At 73.7% G+C, this 14,138-nt stretch carries 14 protein-coding genes; 4 read left to right on the forward strand and 10 right to left on the reverse strand.

All coding sequences use genetic code 11. From position 1 onward, the window contains the following. From E1265_RS22195 to E1265_RS22220, 6 genes are all read right to left on the reverse strand, one after another. Positions 1-251: hypothetical protein (locus tag E1265_RS22195; protein ID WP_243741008.1), on the reverse strand; the 251-nt coding region annotated here is incomplete at its 3' end. 323 nt (positions 252-574) lie between these two features. Beyond that, positions 575-1,660 carry an ATP-binding protein gene (locus tag E1265_RS22200; protein WP_132932633.1) on the reverse strand — a complete coding sequence of 362 codons (1,086 nt, stop codon included), beginning with the start codon at positions 1,658-1,660 and terminating at the stop codon, positions 575-577. 23 nt (positions 1,661-1,683) lie between these two features. Next, positions 1,684-2,511: a response regulator transcription factor gene (locus tag E1265_RS22205; protein WP_243741010.1), complete on the reverse strand. Its 828-nt coding sequence runs from the start codon at positions 2,509-2,511 to the stop codon at positions 1,684-1,686. A gap of 280 nt (positions 2,512-2,791) precedes the next feature. Further along, complete coding sequence (locus E1265_RS22210; RefSeq protein WP_132932614.1) at positions 2,792-3,526, reverse strand: spermidine synthase; 735 nt, start codon at positions 3,524-3,526, stop codon at positions 2,792-2,794. A 60-nt stretch (positions 3,527-3,586) separates the two neighbouring features. After that, entirely contained in the window at positions 3,587-4,462 is an 876-nt protein-coding gene (locus E1265_RS22215; protein ID WP_132932616.1) for a lysozyme, read from the reverse strand. Between the two features lie 258 nt (positions 4,463-4,720). Beyond that, the gene (locus E1265_RS22220) at positions 4,721-5,518 is read right to left on the reverse strand and encodes a protein phosphatase 2C domain-containing protein (protein WP_132932618.1); all 798 of its coding nucleotides are present in this window, start codon (positions 5,516-5,518) and stop codon (positions 4,721-4,723) included. Positions 5,519-5,794: 276 nt separating this feature from the next. On the opposite strand from E1265_RS22220, the gene E1265_RS22225 reads away from it, so the two are divergent. The 3 genes from E1265_RS22225 to E1265_RS22235 are packed head-to-tail and all read left to right on the forward strand — an operon-like array spanning position 5,795 to position 9,583. After that, positions 5,795-8,203 (forward strand): sensor histidine kinase, encoded by a 2,409-nt coding sequence (locus E1265_RS22225; RefSeq protein WP_165953839.1) that lies wholly within the window; start codon positions 5,795-5,797, stop codon positions 8,201-8,203. After that, on the forward strand, positions 8,200-8,697 hold the full coding sequence (locus E1265_RS22230; RefSeq protein WP_132932622.1) for a roadblock/LC7 domain-containing protein: 498 nt from the start codon (positions 8,200-8,202) through the stop codon (positions 8,695-8,697). Before E1265_RS22225 ends, E1265_RS22230 begins: the two co-directional genes overlap by 4 nt. A gap of 49 nt (positions 8,698-8,746) precedes the next feature. Continuing rightward, complete coding sequence (locus E1265_RS22235) at positions 8,747-9,583, forward strand: TIGR03619 family F420-dependent LLM class oxidoreductase (protein ID WP_132932624.1); 837 nt, start codon at positions 8,747-8,749, stop codon at positions 9,581-9,583. Between the two features lie 144 nt (positions 9,584-9,727). Here the strand turns inward: E1265_RS22235 and E1265_RS22240 are convergent, their stop codons facing one another. From E1265_RS22240 to E1265_RS22250, 3 genes are all read right to left on the reverse strand, one after another. Then, entirely contained in the window at positions 9,728-10,357 is a 630-nt protein-coding gene (locus E1265_RS22240; RefSeq protein ID WP_132932625.1) for a hypothetical protein, read from the reverse strand. 90 nt (positions 10,358-10,447) lie between these two features. Then, positions 10,448-10,678, reverse strand: a complete 231-nt coding sequence (locus E1265_RS22245) for a hypothetical protein (RefSeq protein ID WP_132932627.1) — start codon at positions 10,676-10,678, stop codon at positions 10,448-10,450. Between the two features lie 11 nt (positions 10,679-10,689). Continuing rightward, positions 10,690-11,415 carry a TetR/AcrR family transcriptional regulator gene (locus E1265_RS22250; protein ID WP_132932629.1) on the reverse strand — a complete coding sequence of 242 codons (726 nt, stop codon included), beginning with the start codon at positions 11,413-11,415 and terminating at the stop codon, positions 10,690-10,692. 181 nt (positions 11,416-11,596) lie between these two features. Here E1265_RS22250 and E1265_RS22255 point away from each other — a divergent pair, with 181 nt between their 5' ends. After that, complete coding sequence (locus E1265_RS22255; protein WP_243741011.1) at positions 11,597-13,642, forward strand: ATP-binding protein; 2,046 nt, start codon at positions 11,597-11,599, stop codon at positions 13,640-13,642. 31 nt (positions 13,643-13,673) lie between these two features. Here E1265_RS22255 and E1265_RS22260 read toward each other — a convergent pair whose 3' ends face one another. Then, on the reverse strand, positions 13,674-13,925 hold the full coding sequence (locus E1265_RS22260) for a hypothetical protein (RefSeq protein ID WP_243741009.1): 252 nt from the start codon (positions 13,923-13,925) through the stop codon (positions 13,674-13,676). Between the last annotated feature and the right edge of the window lie 213 nt (positions 13,926-14,138).

A 14,138-nucleotide genomic window follows, 5' to 3' on the forward strand; every position in this document is an offset into this window, starting at 1 on the left:
GGCGCGGCGGCCGTCGGGGCCTGACCGCTCACGGCCGCCTGAGCGGCCCTGGCCGGCGCCGCACCGTCCGCGCCCGGCTTGTAGTCGGCGAAAAAGTCCCACCAGGCACGGTCGACGGAGTTCGGGTCCTGGAGGTACTGCTGGTAGATCTCGTCGACGAGCCACTCGTTTGCACCGAAGCCGGCGGCAGGGTTCTTCTCTGCTGCTTGGTCGGTGTCGACGCTGGAGGTGTTCGGAGACTGTGGCGACACGGCGGCAACCGCCCTCTTCCGCTTCGCAAGGTGATTGGACAGCGGAAAACAAGGCTACGCCCCCCTGGCCGTCCGGCGCAGTCCTCACCGCTCAGACGTGGCCTACGCCACATTCCGGAAGGGGTTTCAGCGGCTGAATCCTCGGGAACGGCACCGAGTTCGGCTCAAAGAGGCAACGAAAAGGCAAAGCCTGACCACGACACCGGGGTGGCCGGCTGGTCCCCGCACCCGAGCTGCGTCGATGCCGGCGCGCGGCGCCCGACACGTGCGGGCAGCCGTCGGCGCCGGAGCGCCCGGTTGGGGACTTCCGGACCGACTCTACGTCAACTGTTTGCCTTCGCGTTACCTGGGAGCGTGAGCCGGATGCGACAACCCCGTCGGGATTCGGCCACCGCGATGGTCCCACCGTGCAGATCCACGGCCCACCGCGCGATCGCCAGACCGAGACCGGTCCCGCCGTCACGCGGAGTGACGCCGTCGATCGTGCCCCGGCCGAAGCGCTCGAAGACCAGCTCCCGCTGCTCGGGCGGGATCCCAGGACCCTCGTCGAGCACCTCGAGCACCAGGCCGCCCGGCAACTGCCCGGGGCGCGCCACCACGGTGACCTGACCGCCGTGCGGGCTGTGCTTGACCGCGTTGTCCACCAGATTGGTGACCACCTGGTCGAGCCGCTCGCGGTCGGCGTGGGCCCGCAGGCCGACCGGCGTCACGTCGAGCCGCAGCCGCACGTCCGTGCGCCCGTTGCCGCGCTTCTGGGCCACCTGGGCGTCGCCGAGCACGGCCGACAGATACGGCTCGACCTGGAAGACCCCGGCCTGCAGCGGCACCACGCCGTTCTCCAGGCGCGACAGGTCGAGCAGCTGCTCCACGAGCCGGCCGAGCCGCTCGGTCTGCCGCAGCGCCGTGGCCATGGTCTTCGGATCCGCCTCGGAGACGCCGTCCACCACGTTCTCCAGCACGGCGCGCAGCCCCGCGATGGGGGTGCGCAGCTCGTGGGAGACGTTGGCCACCAGCTCCTTGCGGTGCCGGTCGGCGGCCTGGAGGTCGGCGGCCATCCGGTTGAACGCGTGCGCGAGGTCGCCCAGCTCGTCCCGCCGCGTGACGGTCACCCGGCGGCCGTACTCGCCCCGCGCCATGGCCCGGGACGCCGACGTCATCTCCAGCACCGGGGTCGCCAGGCTGTGCGCCACGAACTGCGTGACCAGCAGCGAGGCGATGATCGCGAAGATGGCGATCAGCTGGAGCCCCACGTCCGAGCGGTAGGCCACCAGGATGATCAGGGTCGTGATGGTGACCGAGATGACCACCAGCCAGCCGAGCGCCGCCTTCACGGAGCGCATCGGGTCGATCGGACGCAGCAGCCGCCACACGGTGGGCCAGGCCCGCCGCCAGACCGGGCGCCTGACCATGTCGGACAGGACGGACACGCGGCTCAGACCTCGGATCCGCCCTGGCTCCTGGCGGCCGGTTCGCCGGCGAAGCCAGGCGGGGTCTCCAGCGCGTAGCCGACGCCGTGCACGGTGCGGATCCGCTCGGCCCCGATCTTCCGGCGCAGCGCCTTGACGTGGCTGTCCACCGTCCTGGTGCCCGAGGCGTCGGCCCAGTCCCAGACCTCGGCCAGCAACTGCTCCCTGGTGAGCACGGCGCGCGGCGAGCGGGCCAGACACATCAGCAGGTCGAACTCGGTCGGCGTGAGGTGGATGTCCTTGCCGGCCGCCCGGACCCGCCGCTGGGTGCGGTCGATCTCCAGGTCGCCAAGACGCACGCTCCCGGGCCGCGGCGTGGTCGCGGCCACCGCGGCGCGCTCGATGCGGCGCAGCAGCACGTGCGACCTGGCGACCAGCTCGCGCATGGAGAACGGCTTGGTCATGTAGTCGTCGGCGCCGACGCCGAGGCCGACCAGCATGTCCGTCTCGTCGTCCCGCGCGGTCAGCATCAGCACCGGTACCGGGCGCTGCGCCTGGACCCGGCGGCAGACTTCGAGCCCGTCGAAGCCGGGCAGCATCACGTCGAGGATGAGCAGGTCGGGGTGCCACGCCGCGGCGGTCTCCACGGCCGCCGGGCCGTCCGCCGCGGTCTGCACGAGGAAGCCCTCGGCGCGCAGCCGGGCGGCGATCGCCTCGACGATGGTCGGATCGTCCTCGACCACGAGCACCCGGCGCTGGGCCCCCGGGGTGGTCGCGGTGGAGCTGTGGTGCCCGGCGCGCTCCTGTCCTACCGGCTCCGGCGGGGCGATGTGCCCGCCCAGGCCGTTGAGCATGGGTGTCTTCTCCTGATGGGTGTGGTCCATCGGCTGAGTCCTGGTGTCCGTCTGATTCATCTATCCCGCCCCCGGGATCGTGGTGCCAGTCGGCTGGCAGTGCTCTTTGCGGTGCTCTTTGCTGACGTTCTTCGGTGTGTGCTTCGTGTGTCTCGGTGTGTGCCGCGAAGTACGGGTGGACCGCCGGTCGTCGCGGTCCGTGACTGTGCTGATTGCACAGAGACTGTGAAGGTGCTGGTGGGCACTGGGCAGCAGCGTAGGCCCGATGGGAAGGCTCCGGCTACGCGGACTGGCTGGCGAGATGATGGCTGGCGAGAAACAGCACGTCGGGAACGCCTCGGGCAACCGGCACTTCTCTGGTGCGAACGTCGGCGAAACCGGCTTTCCGCAGATTCTCCACAAAACGCTCGGAAGCGTGTGCCGACCAGACGACCAGGACCCCGCCCGGGCGGAGCGCCGCGCGGCAGGCGGCGAGCCCGGCGGGGGAGTAGAGGCCGTCGTTGTCCTCGGTCACCGTCCAGTCTGGCCCGTTGTCGACGTCCAGGCACAGCGCGTCGTACTCGGCCCCGACCGACCGCAGGTGGGCGAGCAGGTCGTCGTGGACCAGGCGCACCCTGGGGTCGGCGAGCGCGTCGCCGGTCAACTCGCCGAGCGGACCCGCCCGGTGCCAGTCGATGACGGCCGCCTCGCGCTCGAGCACCGTGATGCCGCCCCAGCCGGGCTCGGTGGCCGCGGCCGCCAGCGAGAAGCCGACGCCGAGACCGCCGATCAGCACCGAGGGCGGCGCGCCGGCTCGGCCGCCGCCGGCCAGGGCCGCGAACGCCTCGGTGACCAGCAGGCGTTCGGAGCGGCCGTCCGAGGTGTCCATCAGGAAGCAGCCGTTGGCGACGATCTGGAGCAGCGCGCCGTGGCGGCGCAACACCACCTCGCCGTGCGGCCCTTCCCTGCGGTCGATGACGACCGGCCGGTCGTCATCGACGGGGAGCGCGGGGTCGGGAAGCGGAGTGGGGGTCATGCGCCCATCATGGCGCATGCCCCCCGTTCGCCCGTTCGGGGCGGTTCGCCGACGCGGCGGTCAGCCGTTGGCGAGCGCCTGGAGCCGGTCCATGGCGCCGTTGAACACGTTGTGGTCGCCCACGGTCGGTCCGGTGGAGGTGTACTGCCAGAAGGTGTAGAAGCCCCAGCCTGCCGGCAGGGTGCCGGGCGAGGAGGCGTAGCGCGCGACCCACAGCGGGTTGGTGGAGCCGAAGGCGCTCGAGTTGCCGGTGCAGGTGGTCCACCAGCTGGTGGAGGTGTAGATCACCACGTCGCGGCCGGTGCGGGCCCGGTAGGTGTTGGAGAAGTCCCTGATCCAGTTGACCATGGCGGACTGGCTCAGCCCGTAGCAGGTGGCGCCGTAGGGGTTGTACTCCATGTCGAGCACGCCCGGCAGGGTCCTGCCGTCCCTGGACCAGCCACCGCCGTTGTCGACGAAGTAGTTGGCCTGGGCCGCGCCGCTGGAGTTGTTGGGCAGCGCGAAGTGGTAGGCGCCACGGATCATGCCCACGTTGTAGGAGCCGTTGTACTGCTGCGCGAAGTACGGGTTCCGGTACGAGGTGCCCTCGGTCGCCTTGACGTAGGCGAAGCGGTTGCCCGCGTTCCAGAGGGTGCTCCAGGCGACGTTGCCCTGGTGGCTGGAGACGTCCACGCCCTCGACCGTGGCGAGCGGGGTGACGATCTCGTCCTCGGTGACGCGCTGGACACTCTCGCGCTCGCGGATCTCGGAGCCGAGGGAGGCCGAGCCGAAGGCCGGCTCCGTCGGCTCGGCGGCGCCGGCCGCGGTCGCGGTGCCGGGGGTGGCGATCAGCAGCGCCAGGGTGGCGACGACCGTGCCGATCAGGGCGGAGACGCCGCGACGGCGGGCGCCGGGGCGCGTTCTGGGCTTACTTCTGGACTTACCGGAACCAGGCATGGGCCGAGCCTTTCGAGCCGTGTGGTGTGGGGGTTTGAGAAGCAGCTCGCCGCGCTCACATGGTGTGATCACGTCAATCGTGAAGGTAATGGGAGTGCTTGGTGAGGCGGAAGGGGGTGCCGGTCACGCCGTTGGTCTAACCCGGTGGCGAACGCGAACGGATCTGCCAGGACGGCTGACCGGCACTCAACTTTCACGCGTGAAAACTCGGTGACGACCAACCGGCTCTCGCCGCGCGGGGCCGTGCCGCGACCGGGCTCATAGCTCGGCGAGCACCACGGAGGCGTCGTCATGCGCCTTGCCGCGCGGGTGCGTCGTGCCCGCAGGGTCGGCGAGCTCGGCCGCCCGCACCTGGTTGATGACGGCCTGTGGCCCCTGCGCGACGAGCACCTGGAACAGGTCGGCCCAGTCGCCGAGCCCGAACGTGTCGACCCAGCGTCCGAGCCCGTCGCTGAGCGCCACCAGCGAGCGTACCCGGGCGCGTGGCGACGAGCCGGTGACCGCGAGCTCGGCCACCGCCGGATCGGCCGCCGCGGTGTAGAAGCCGCCCGGCGCGTTGCGCAGGCCCTCGACGAAGGCCGCCCGCTCCCCGCGCGGCAACCGCGCGGCGGCCGGCCGGAGGTCGGCGAGTCGCGTGTCAAGTACCGCGTGAAGCCCGTTCTCCTGGTCCTCGATCAGCAGCACCGAGTCGGAAAGCACCAGGTACTCGACGGTCTCGGCCGTCCAGCGGGCGCAGACCACGGTGGCCTGCGGGGTGCGCCGGTGAGAAAGGTCACATGTCTCGCGGTGGGCGTCCGCCGTCCGGCGGATGGCCTCGGCCAGGCAGGACGCGGGTGTCATCTCCGACCTGGAGCCGAGCAGTTCGAGCAGCGCCCCGCCGAGCCTGGACGAGAACCATGCGACGCTGTGCCGGCAGCCCGCCGGCTCGGGCGGCGCCGTCACACCGTCCAGCAGAACCAGGACCCCGCCCGCTCCTGAGGCGGGTGTCGCCACCGCCGTGTAGTCCTCGTTGGGCAGCCCGGGAGTGCCCGGTTCGGTAGCGGACTGGATGCGCATGGCCACCAGTCTGCCGTAGGCTGGGATATGTCAGCGATTGTGGGGATAACGGCGGGTATAACAGCGGGTATTGACGCGGGGACAGGGGATCTTGCCAGGAGACGCGGCGGAATTCCAGTCGAATCAGGGCCCTGAGCAGGCCGGGTTCCGATGTCGGCTTGTCCGCCAACTCCCCCGTAAGGTTCACTCCTTCGGGTAAGACCGGGTGGACACCGCTCTGCTGCCCGGTCGGCGCTGGCAACGTTCGGTGCCCAAGTGACGAGAATGCGAGCACAGGTGCGGAAGACCACACTGCACGACCCCGCCGACCCGTCCCACCCCGCACCGTCAGGTTCCAGGTCGCGTGCGGCGCGGCGGCGGGCGAGAGTGCGCACCCGGCTGGTGGTCGGCGTGTTGCTCACCGGGGTCGCGGTGCTCGGTGCCGCCATGCCCGCCGTGCTCGGCGCCATGGAGGACTACGACACGGCCCGGCGGCTGCACGAGCGCGCCCAGGTCGCCGAGGGCGCCGCCGCCCTCTCCCACCTGGCGGCCGACGAGCGCGACGCGCTGGTCGCGGCCGTCGCCGCGGGCAACCCCGGCGCGGCCCGCGACGAGGACGAGTTGGCGCACGTCGACGGCGAGGTCGCCCGGCTCGACGGCGCCCTCGACCAGCAGGCCAGCGCCGCGCTCGCCGGCCTGCCGGCGGCCCGCGAGCTCGCCCACTCCGACGAGGCGACGCCGCAGGCGACCTTCGACGCCTACACCGTCATCGTCCAGGCCCTCGACGGCTTCCTGCGGGCCACCGTCCACGCCACCCCACAGGACGCGAGCGATCCGGCCGCCGAGGCGCTGCCCGACCTGGCCCGCGCCGTCGACGCCTCGTCCGCCACCCGCGGCCTGCTGCTCGCCGCCCTCGCCGGACCGGGCGAGCAGCGCGAGCTCACCACCCTCGCCCAGCGGCAGCGGGTGCGCGAGGAGGCCGCCCTCGCCGACTTCACCGCCGTCGCGGGCCCCGGCGCCGCCGGCGCCTACGAACACGCCCTCAGCGGCGGCGAGGCCGAGGCCGCCGCCGGGCTGCTGCTCGTCCTCACCGACGCGCCCGTCCTCTCCCCCGAGGACCACGCGCTCGACGAGACCCAGGTGCACGACGCGCTGCTCGACCGCACCCGGCTTCAGCGCGGCGTGCTCACGACCCTCGCCGACGAGTACACCGACCGGGTGCGGAGCCTGCGCGACGGCGAGCTGCTGGACCTCACGCTCGTCGGCGGCGTCGCGCTGGCCGCGCTGCTCCTCGGGGTCGGCGTGAGCATGCAGACCGCGCGCTCCCTCACCCGCCCGCTGGCCGCCGTCCGCCTCGGCACCGGCCGGGTCGCCGCCGACCCCACCGGGCAGGAGCCCGTCAGGTACTCGGGGCGCAACGACGAGTTCGCCGAGGTCGTCGCCTCCGTCAACGCGCTGCACGCCCGGGCCCTCAGCCTGCACCAGCACGCCACCGAGGCCGCCCAGCAGGCGGCCGTGATCGCCCAGGACACCGGCGGGCTGCGCGCCGAGCGCGACCGGCTGCTCGCCGAGCAGAACGAGCTGCACGCCAGGCTCGCCGCTCTGCACGGCGCCGTCCACGGCATGTTCGCGCACCACGCGCAGCGGCTGCTGATCCTCACCGGCGAGCAACTGGCCGTCATCGAGGGCCTGGAGTCGCAGGAGACCGACCCGGACCGGCTCGCGGTGCTGTTCACCGTCGACCACCTCGCGGCCCGGATGCGCAGGCACGGCGAGAACCTGCTGCTGCTGGCCGGCGCCGAGCCCCCGCAGCAGCTCAACGAGCCGATGCCGCTGATCGACGTGGCCCGCGCCGCCGTCAGCGAGATAGAGCGCTACGAGCTGGTGGAGACGGCACCGGCGCCGCCGCCGGTGTGGATCACCGGCGTCGCGGCCCGCGACCTGAGCCACCTGCTGGCCGAGCTGCTGGACAACGCCACCGCCTACTCGCCGACCGGTGCCCGGGTCAGGCTCACCGGCCGCTGGGCGGACGGCGAGCTGCTGATGACCGTCGAGGACGAGGGCCACGGCCTCGGCCAGGAGCGGTTGGCCGAGCTCAACGCCAGGATCGCCGACCCGGTCACCCCGCCGCCCGGCGCCGCCTCGGCCCCCGAGGCCGGCATGGGCATCGGCATGGGTCTGTACACCGTGGCCCGGCTCGCCGCCCGGCACGGCCTGCGCTGCTGGCTGCGGTCCCGGCCGACCGGCGGCACGGTGGCCGAGGTCGCGGTGCCGGCCCACCTCGTCGAGGACGTCACCGAGCCCTACCCGACCCACGGCACGGCGCCCACGCTGCCGGTCCGCGAGCCGGGAGGCACCGGGCCCGTGCCCATCCCCGACGCGCGGGCCGCCGAGCACGCGCGCGCCGCGGAGCACACCGAGCACGCGCGCGCCGCCGACACCGCGCCCAGGTTCCATCCGCAGCCGCCGCCGGCGCACGCCATCACGGACAGCGGCCTGCCGCGGCGCACCAGGGGCGTGCCGACGCCCTTCGACGACCCCACCGCCGGCCGGACCCCGGCCGTCGACCCCGAGGAGCTGCGCCGCCGGCTCGGCGGCTTCCAGCGTGGCGCGCGTGACGGCCACCGCGACGCGGCCCAGGCCGCGGGCCGCTACCCGGGAGACTTCCGCGACTCCGCAGCGACCGGAGAGGAGATGCCGTCATGACCTCGCAGATCCAGGTCCCGCCCGGCGCCAGCCGCAGTGGAGGGCAGGACCTGCGCTGGATGCTCACCCGCCTGGTGGAGGAGGTGCCCGGGGTGCTCTCGGTCGCCGTCGTCTCCGCCGACGGCCTGCCCCTGCTGTCCTCCGAGCCCTCGGAGGACGCGGCGGGCGGCGGCCGGCGCCGCCGGTCGCTGACCGGCCCGCTGGGCGCGGCGGCCGACCTGGCCACCGTGGTCTCCGGGCTCGGCAGTCTCACCAACGGCGCGGCCGCGCTGATGGAGGGCGGCAAGGTCCGGCAGACGCTGGTGGCGATGGCGGAGGGCAACCTGCTGGTCATGTCCATCAGCGACGGCTCGCTGCTCGGCGTCTACACCGACCCCGAGGCCGACATGGGCGTGGTGACCTACCACATGGCGCTGTTCGTCGGCCGGGCCGGCCACCTGCTCACTCCCGAGCTGCGGGCCGAGCTGCGCCAGGCGACGCCCCGACCGCGTTGAGGCGGGGATTGACCCTGACACCGGTGTGAGGGCGTACGGTCCTGTGCCCATGGAACTCCACGCCGTACTGCCGGACGCCGACCCGAACAGCCTGACCGCGCTGGCCCGCGAGGCCGAGCGGTTGGGCTACGGCGGCGTCTGGCTGCCCGACCACCTGCTGCCGCCTGAGCCCTACGGCCCGGTCTACGGCGGCGTCGACGATCCGCTGATCGCCCTCGCCGCCATGGCCGCCGTGACGGAGCGGCTGACGCTCGGCACCTCGGTGCTGGTCCTGCCGCTGCGCAACCCGTTCGTGGTGGCCAAGCAGGCGGCCAGCCTGGCCCGCCTCTCGGGCGGCCGGTTCGTGCTGGGCGTCGGCGCCGGTTGGGAGCGCCACGAGTTCGACGCCACCGGCTCCGACTACGCCACCCGCGGCGCGCGCACCACCGCCGCGCTGCGGCTCGTCCGCCACCTCCACACCACGGGCGGCGCGCCGTTCGACGACCCGCACTACGGCTTCGCCGGCGGCGTGTTCGAGCCGGTGCCAGAGCGGCCGGTGCCGCTGCTGGTCGGGGGCGTGTCGGACGCCGCGCTGCGGCGCGCCGCGCGGACGGCCGACTGGTGGCAGGGGGTGCGGCTGACGCCGGAGGCGTTCGCCGCCCACGTGGCGCGGCTGCGGGGCATGACGGACCGCCCGATCGGCGTCGCCAACCGGGCGGTGTGGGGCGACGACCAGCCGGTCGCCGGGATCGCCGAGGAGATCGTCGCCAACGAGGCCGCCGGCGCGGATCAGGTCGCGGTCTCGCTGGTCTCCTCCTTCACCAGCGTCGCCCAGGTGGCCGACCGCCTGCGCACCCTGGCCGCCGAACCGTCACTCGCCCACTACGTGAGCCCGGCCGGCGGCTAGGCCCTGTCCTGTCGATCTTGCGGGGCCCGGGACTCCCCCAGGCCTGGTGGCCTGGGTGGGGGCACCCCACCCGGACGAAGCCTGGGGGAGCACCGCGTCTGACACCGCGGGCCGATCCGACAAGATCGACAGAACAGGACCTAGCTAGGCGTTTCGCCGGACGCGCTCGCCTGGCCGGCGAGGCCTGGCCGGTAGGTGACGGGGGGCCAGGTTGGCCGGTGGCAGGCCGGCCTGGAGGGCGGTGAGTTCGTCGAGGCGGCGGTGGAGGTCGTCGCGGCGGCGGCGTTCCTCCTCGGCCGCGGCGAGCTCCGCGTCCAGCGCCGCGCGGGCGGCTGTGGCCAGGTCGTCGGCGGTGCGCTCGCCCGAGCCGAGGCGGTCGATCTCGGCGGCCCGCGCCGCCGCGGCCCGGGCGGCCACCGTCTGGTCGTGCAGCGCCTGCCCCGGGTCCTCGCCGAGCAACAGGGCAAGGGCCGGGGGGAGCTGGAGCCCGCCGCCGCGGTACTGGGCGCGGGCGACGCGGCCGGCGGCCTCCCGGGCCGCGGCCAGGTCGGTGCGGGTCGCCGCGAGGCGCTCCTGGAGGCGCCTGGCCTCGTCCCGACGTTCCGCCAGCCGTGCGGCCGCCTTCTCGTGGGCCAGGGTCGCCTCCGCGGTCTCCCGGTACAGGGCGCGCAGCTCGTCGAGTGGTGACTGTGCGGCGCCCGCCGGGCGCGCCGGCAGCGTGGTGAGGGCCACCACGGCCAGGGCCGCCGCCGCCCACCGGTGCCGTTGGGGCATGAGGTACCTCCGTGCCGCTCACGCAGTGGTCAGGCGCATGGTGCCCACGGCCACGCGCCCGCCGCCCGCCGAGCGCGCCCGAAGGGGTGGTCAGTCTCCGGCGTCCGGGTCATAGACGTAGTGCCAGCCGCGCGGCAGCCGCAGCAGCCTGCTGTGGCCGACCGGCTCGAGCCGGTAGACGTAGACCCGGTCCGGTTGGACCTCGTCGCCCGGCACCGGCACCCGGTAGACGCGCGGCGGCTTGCCCGTGGGCCCGACCAGCACGGGCAGCACCCGGCCGTCGAGTGGCCCTCCGACGAAGGGCGTGCGTTCGCTCCGCATCCCGCCGCCCGCTACGCGCCCGCTGGCGACATCATCGCGATGGCCCGCTCGAACAGCTGGTCGATCCGGCCGCCCGGCTCCTCGAGATCGGCGGCCGCGCGCAGGAAGCGCGCCGTGGTCCTGTCCCGGCCGGCGGTGACCACCAGCTGGGCCACGAACTGGTCGACCAGCCAGTCGCGCAGCCGGGCGAGCGGCATCTCCTTCTCCTCGTCGAGCCAGATCAGCGAGGCGGCCTCGACCGTGGTTATCCACGTGCGCACGACGAGCCGCAGCGGCGCGCTCGGCTCCGCTACCCGCATGTGCCGCAGCACCTGGGTGGCCGCCGCCCGCCGCACCCGGTCGACGATGGCCGTGGTGCGGTTGGTCTCCACCACGCTGCCGCCCTTCAGCAGCGCGGTGAAGCCCTCGCCGTGCCCGTCGACGAAGGCCAGGTAGCGGTCGAGGCCGGCGGCCAGACGCTGGCTCAGGGGGCCCGACTCGGCCACGGTGAAGCACAGTTCGAGCTGCTCGGCCGCGCTGTTCAGCGCCGACTCGTACAACTGCTGCTTGCCGCCGGGGAAGTAGCGGTAGACCAGCGGCCGGGAGACGCCGGCCTCGCGGGCCACGTCGTCCAGCGAGACCTCCTCCGGCACGCTGCGCGCGAACAGCGCCTGCGCCCTGGCGATCAGCTGGCCACGACGCTCCTCCACGCTCAGTCTGCGGTAGGCAGGACCATGCAGGTCGGGGCGGCTGTTCATGCCCTGAAGGGTAACGGTCCCGGCCGGTCCGAGGGGGAACCGGAGCGTCACTGTCCGGATGGAGGCGGGCTCGAACTCGTCCCGTTCGCGTCCCTCGCACGCCCGATTCACGCCACTTGTTCACTTCGCGGCCACGGGTAACGGAGCCTCCGGTAACCACGTGACGCTGTCCTATGTGGCTATGACGCGTGTGTCGAGGACGCGGCGGGGACCCGGACACCGGTCCGGGCGGCCGACCGGGTGGCGGGTCCTGACCGGCTGGCTGCCGCGCTGGAGCACCATCCGTGGTCGGGTGGCCATCGTGCTCGCCGTGCCCACGTGCCTGCTGCTCGTGCTCACCGGCGTCGCGGTGGCCGACCGGGCGGAGGACTGGTCGGCGGCGCGGGAGAGCGGTGAGCGGGTCCAACTCGCCCTCGACGCACAGAACCTGGTCCGTGAGCTGCAACGGGAGCACGGCCTCACCAGCGGGCTGCTCGGTGGCGCCGGCCGCTACCGGCCGGAGTTGGCCGACACCAGGCGCCGGGTGGACGCCATCCACGCCGAACTCCAGCGCCGCGTCGACCGCGAGTCGGCGCCCGCCTTCGAGGAGGCACTCGGCTCGCTCGACCAACTCCCCGACATCCGCGAGCGAGTGGACGACGAGTCGATCGACCGCGAGGAGGCGCTCGGCTTCTTCGCCACCGCCATGGCCGAGTTGAACGACGCCCAGCTCGCCGAGGGCACGACCCACGGGGACCGGCACCTCGGCGACGGCATGGCCGCGCTTCAGGCGCTGGCCGGCGCCACCGAGGCGCTGGCCGAGGAGCGCGGCCTGATGAACGGCGTCTTCGTGACCGGCCGGTTCGCCGAGGGCCAGTACGTGGAGTTCGCCGGCGCCAGGGCCGCCAGGGAGTCCGCGCTGCGCAACTACGAGCAGGTGGCCACCGCCGACCAACGCGCGGCCCTCGACCGCGCGTTCGAGACCGACGACGCGGCGCGGGTCGCCGCCTTCGAGCGGTTGGCCGACAACGGCGCCGCCGGCTCCGCGCTGGACGCCCGGGCCGACGACTGGTGGACCGCGAGCACCGCGCTCACCGACGGGCTGCACGAGACCCAGCGCCAGGTGGGCGAGGACGTCGCCGAGCGCGCCGACCAGCTCAGCGCCGCCGCCACCCGGCAACTCGCCGGCTTCGTCGCCCTCGGCCTGCTCATCCTCGGTGTGGCCGTGGGGCTCGCGCTGCTCGCCGCCCGCTCCATCGCCCGCCCGCTCGACGAGCTCACCCGGCAGGCCGAGGCCGTGGCGGGGCGCCGGCTCCCGGAGACCGTCCGCTCCATCCAGGAGGCCGAGCCCGAGGAGGCGGAGCACCTGCTGCCGCCCGAGCCCGACCCGGCGCTGGCCAGGGGTGCCGAGGAGGTCACCCGGCTGGCCGCCGCGCTGCACGACGTGGAGCGCACCGCCGTGGGCCTGGCGGCCCAGCAGACCGTGCTGCGCCGCAACGGCACCGAGTCGCTGGCCAACCTCGGGCACCGCAACCAGCGCCTGGTGCGCCGTCAACTCCGGCTGATCACCGCGTTGGAGAGCAAGGAGCTCGACCCGGACGCGCTTGGCGAGCTGTTCGAGCTCGACCACCTGGCCACCCGCATGCGCCGCAACGCCGACTCGCTGCTGATCCTCACCGGCCAGCAGCTGCCGCCCCGCGTCTGGACCGGCACCGCCGAGATCGCGGAGGTGGTCCACTCCGCGGTCTCCGAGGTGGAGGACTACCGCAGGGTCACCCTGGTGGAGGCCGAGCCGTGCTCGGTGCACGGCGGAGCGTTCTACGAACTCTCGCACCTGCTCGCCGAGTTGATCGAGAACGCGCTGACCGCCTCGCCGCAGGGCCGCCTGGTCGAGGTCTACGGCTGGTGGGACGGCCCCGAGTACTGCCTGGCCATCGTGGACCGGGGCGACGGCATGACCGAGGAGGAACTCGACCTCGCCAACGCCCGGTTGCGCGGTGAGGACTCGTTCCTGGTGGCCCCCACCCGCTTCCTCGGCCACTTCGTGGTGGGCACCATCGCCGCCCGCCTCGGCGTCCAGGTCGAGGTGCGGCACACCCAGAGCGCCCCCACCACGGCCGCCGCGCGGGGCGCCGGCGTCTCCGCCTACGTGGCGCTGCCGCCCGACCTGTTGCACCCGCGGGCCGCCGGGCAGGCGGCGCGGGCCGAGGCTCCCGCGCCGGTCCGGATGATCGGCAGGCGGCGCTGACCGCCGGGCGGCGCCGCCCGGCGCCGCCGGATCAGCACAGGTGGTTGATCTGCAGGACGGTCATGGTCTTGAAGCGGTGGCCGGCGAGCACCACGGCGAACGCCTGCTCGGTCACCACCATCCGCATCACCGGGTCGTCGTGGCCGTACGGCTCGGTGGCCCGCAGCGGGTCCTCGCAGGCCCCGGCCATGCCCAGTGTCAGCCGCTCGCTCACGTCCGGCGGCAGCGCGTCGTGGACGGCCTCCGCCACGGGGTCGTACCTGAGGCGGTAGGTCACGTCCATGCGGGTCCTCGGTGCGGATCGGCGCTTCGTCCTGGCGCGTGTCATGCAGCGTAGCTGATCTGGGGCGGAGCGTGACCTGATAGTCCGACCGCGACCGGCGGGCCCCGGGCGACACCCGGGCGGCTCACGGCGGAAGTCCCAGACACTGGCGTTGAGTTCAGGATATATCCCGGCAACGGCGGCCCGCCGCGCCGCCCACCCCCGCCCGTGTGC

The sequence above is a fragment of the Streptomyces sp. 8K308 genome, assembly GCF_004348315.1.
Lineage (GTDB): Bacteria > Actinomycetota > Actinomycetes > Streptomycetales > Streptomycetaceae > Streptomyces.

Coding starts and splice junctions, on each gene's coding strand:
- E1265_RS22240 (WP_132932625.1), bottom strand. CDS start 10,357: ATGCCCCAACGGCACCGGTGGGCGGCGGCGGCCCTGGCCGTGGTGGCC.
- E1265_RS22250 (WP_132932629.1), bottom strand. CDS start 11,415: ATGAACAGCCGCCCCGACCTGCATGGTCCTGCCTACCGCAGACTGAGC.
- E1265_RS22260 (WP_243741009.1), bottom strand. CDS start 13,925: ATGGACGTGACCTACCGCCTCAGGTACGACCCCGTGGCGGAGGCCGTC.
- E1265_RS22220 (WP_132932618.1), bottom strand. CDS start 5,518: ATGCGCATCCAGTCCGCTACCGAACCGGGCACTCCCGGGCTGCCCAAC.
- E1265_RS22245 (WP_132932627.1), bottom strand. CDS start 10,678: ATGCGGAGCGAACGCACGCCCTTCGTCGGAGGGCCACTCGACGGCCGG.
- E1265_RS22215 (WP_132932616.1), bottom strand. CDS start 4,462: ATGCCTGGTTCCGGTAAGTCCAGAAGTAAGCCCAGAACGCGCCCCGGC.
- E1265_RS22210 (WP_132932614.1), bottom strand. CDS start 3,526: ATGACCCCCACTCCGCTTCCCGACCCCGCGCTCCCCGTCGATGACGAC.
- E1265_RS22200 (WP_132932633.1), bottom strand. CDS start 1,660: ATGGTCAGGCGCCCGGTCTGGCGGCGGGCCTGGCCCACCGTGTGGCGG.
- E1265_RS22235 (WP_132932624.1), top strand. CDS start 8,747: ATGGAACTCCACGCCGTACTGCCGGACGCCGACCCGAACAGCCTGACC.
- E1265_RS22230 (WP_132932622.1), top strand. CDS start 8,200: ATGACCTCGCAGATCCAGGTCCCGCCCGGCGCCAGCCGCAGTGGAGGG.
- E1265_RS22205 (WP_243741010.1), bottom strand. CDS start 2,511: ATGCTCAACGGCCTGGGCGGGCACATCGCCCCGCCGGAGCCGGTAGGA.
- E1265_RS22255 (WP_243741011.1), top strand. CDS start 11,597: ATGACGCGTGTGTCGAGGACGCGGCGGGGACCCGGACACCGGTCCGGG.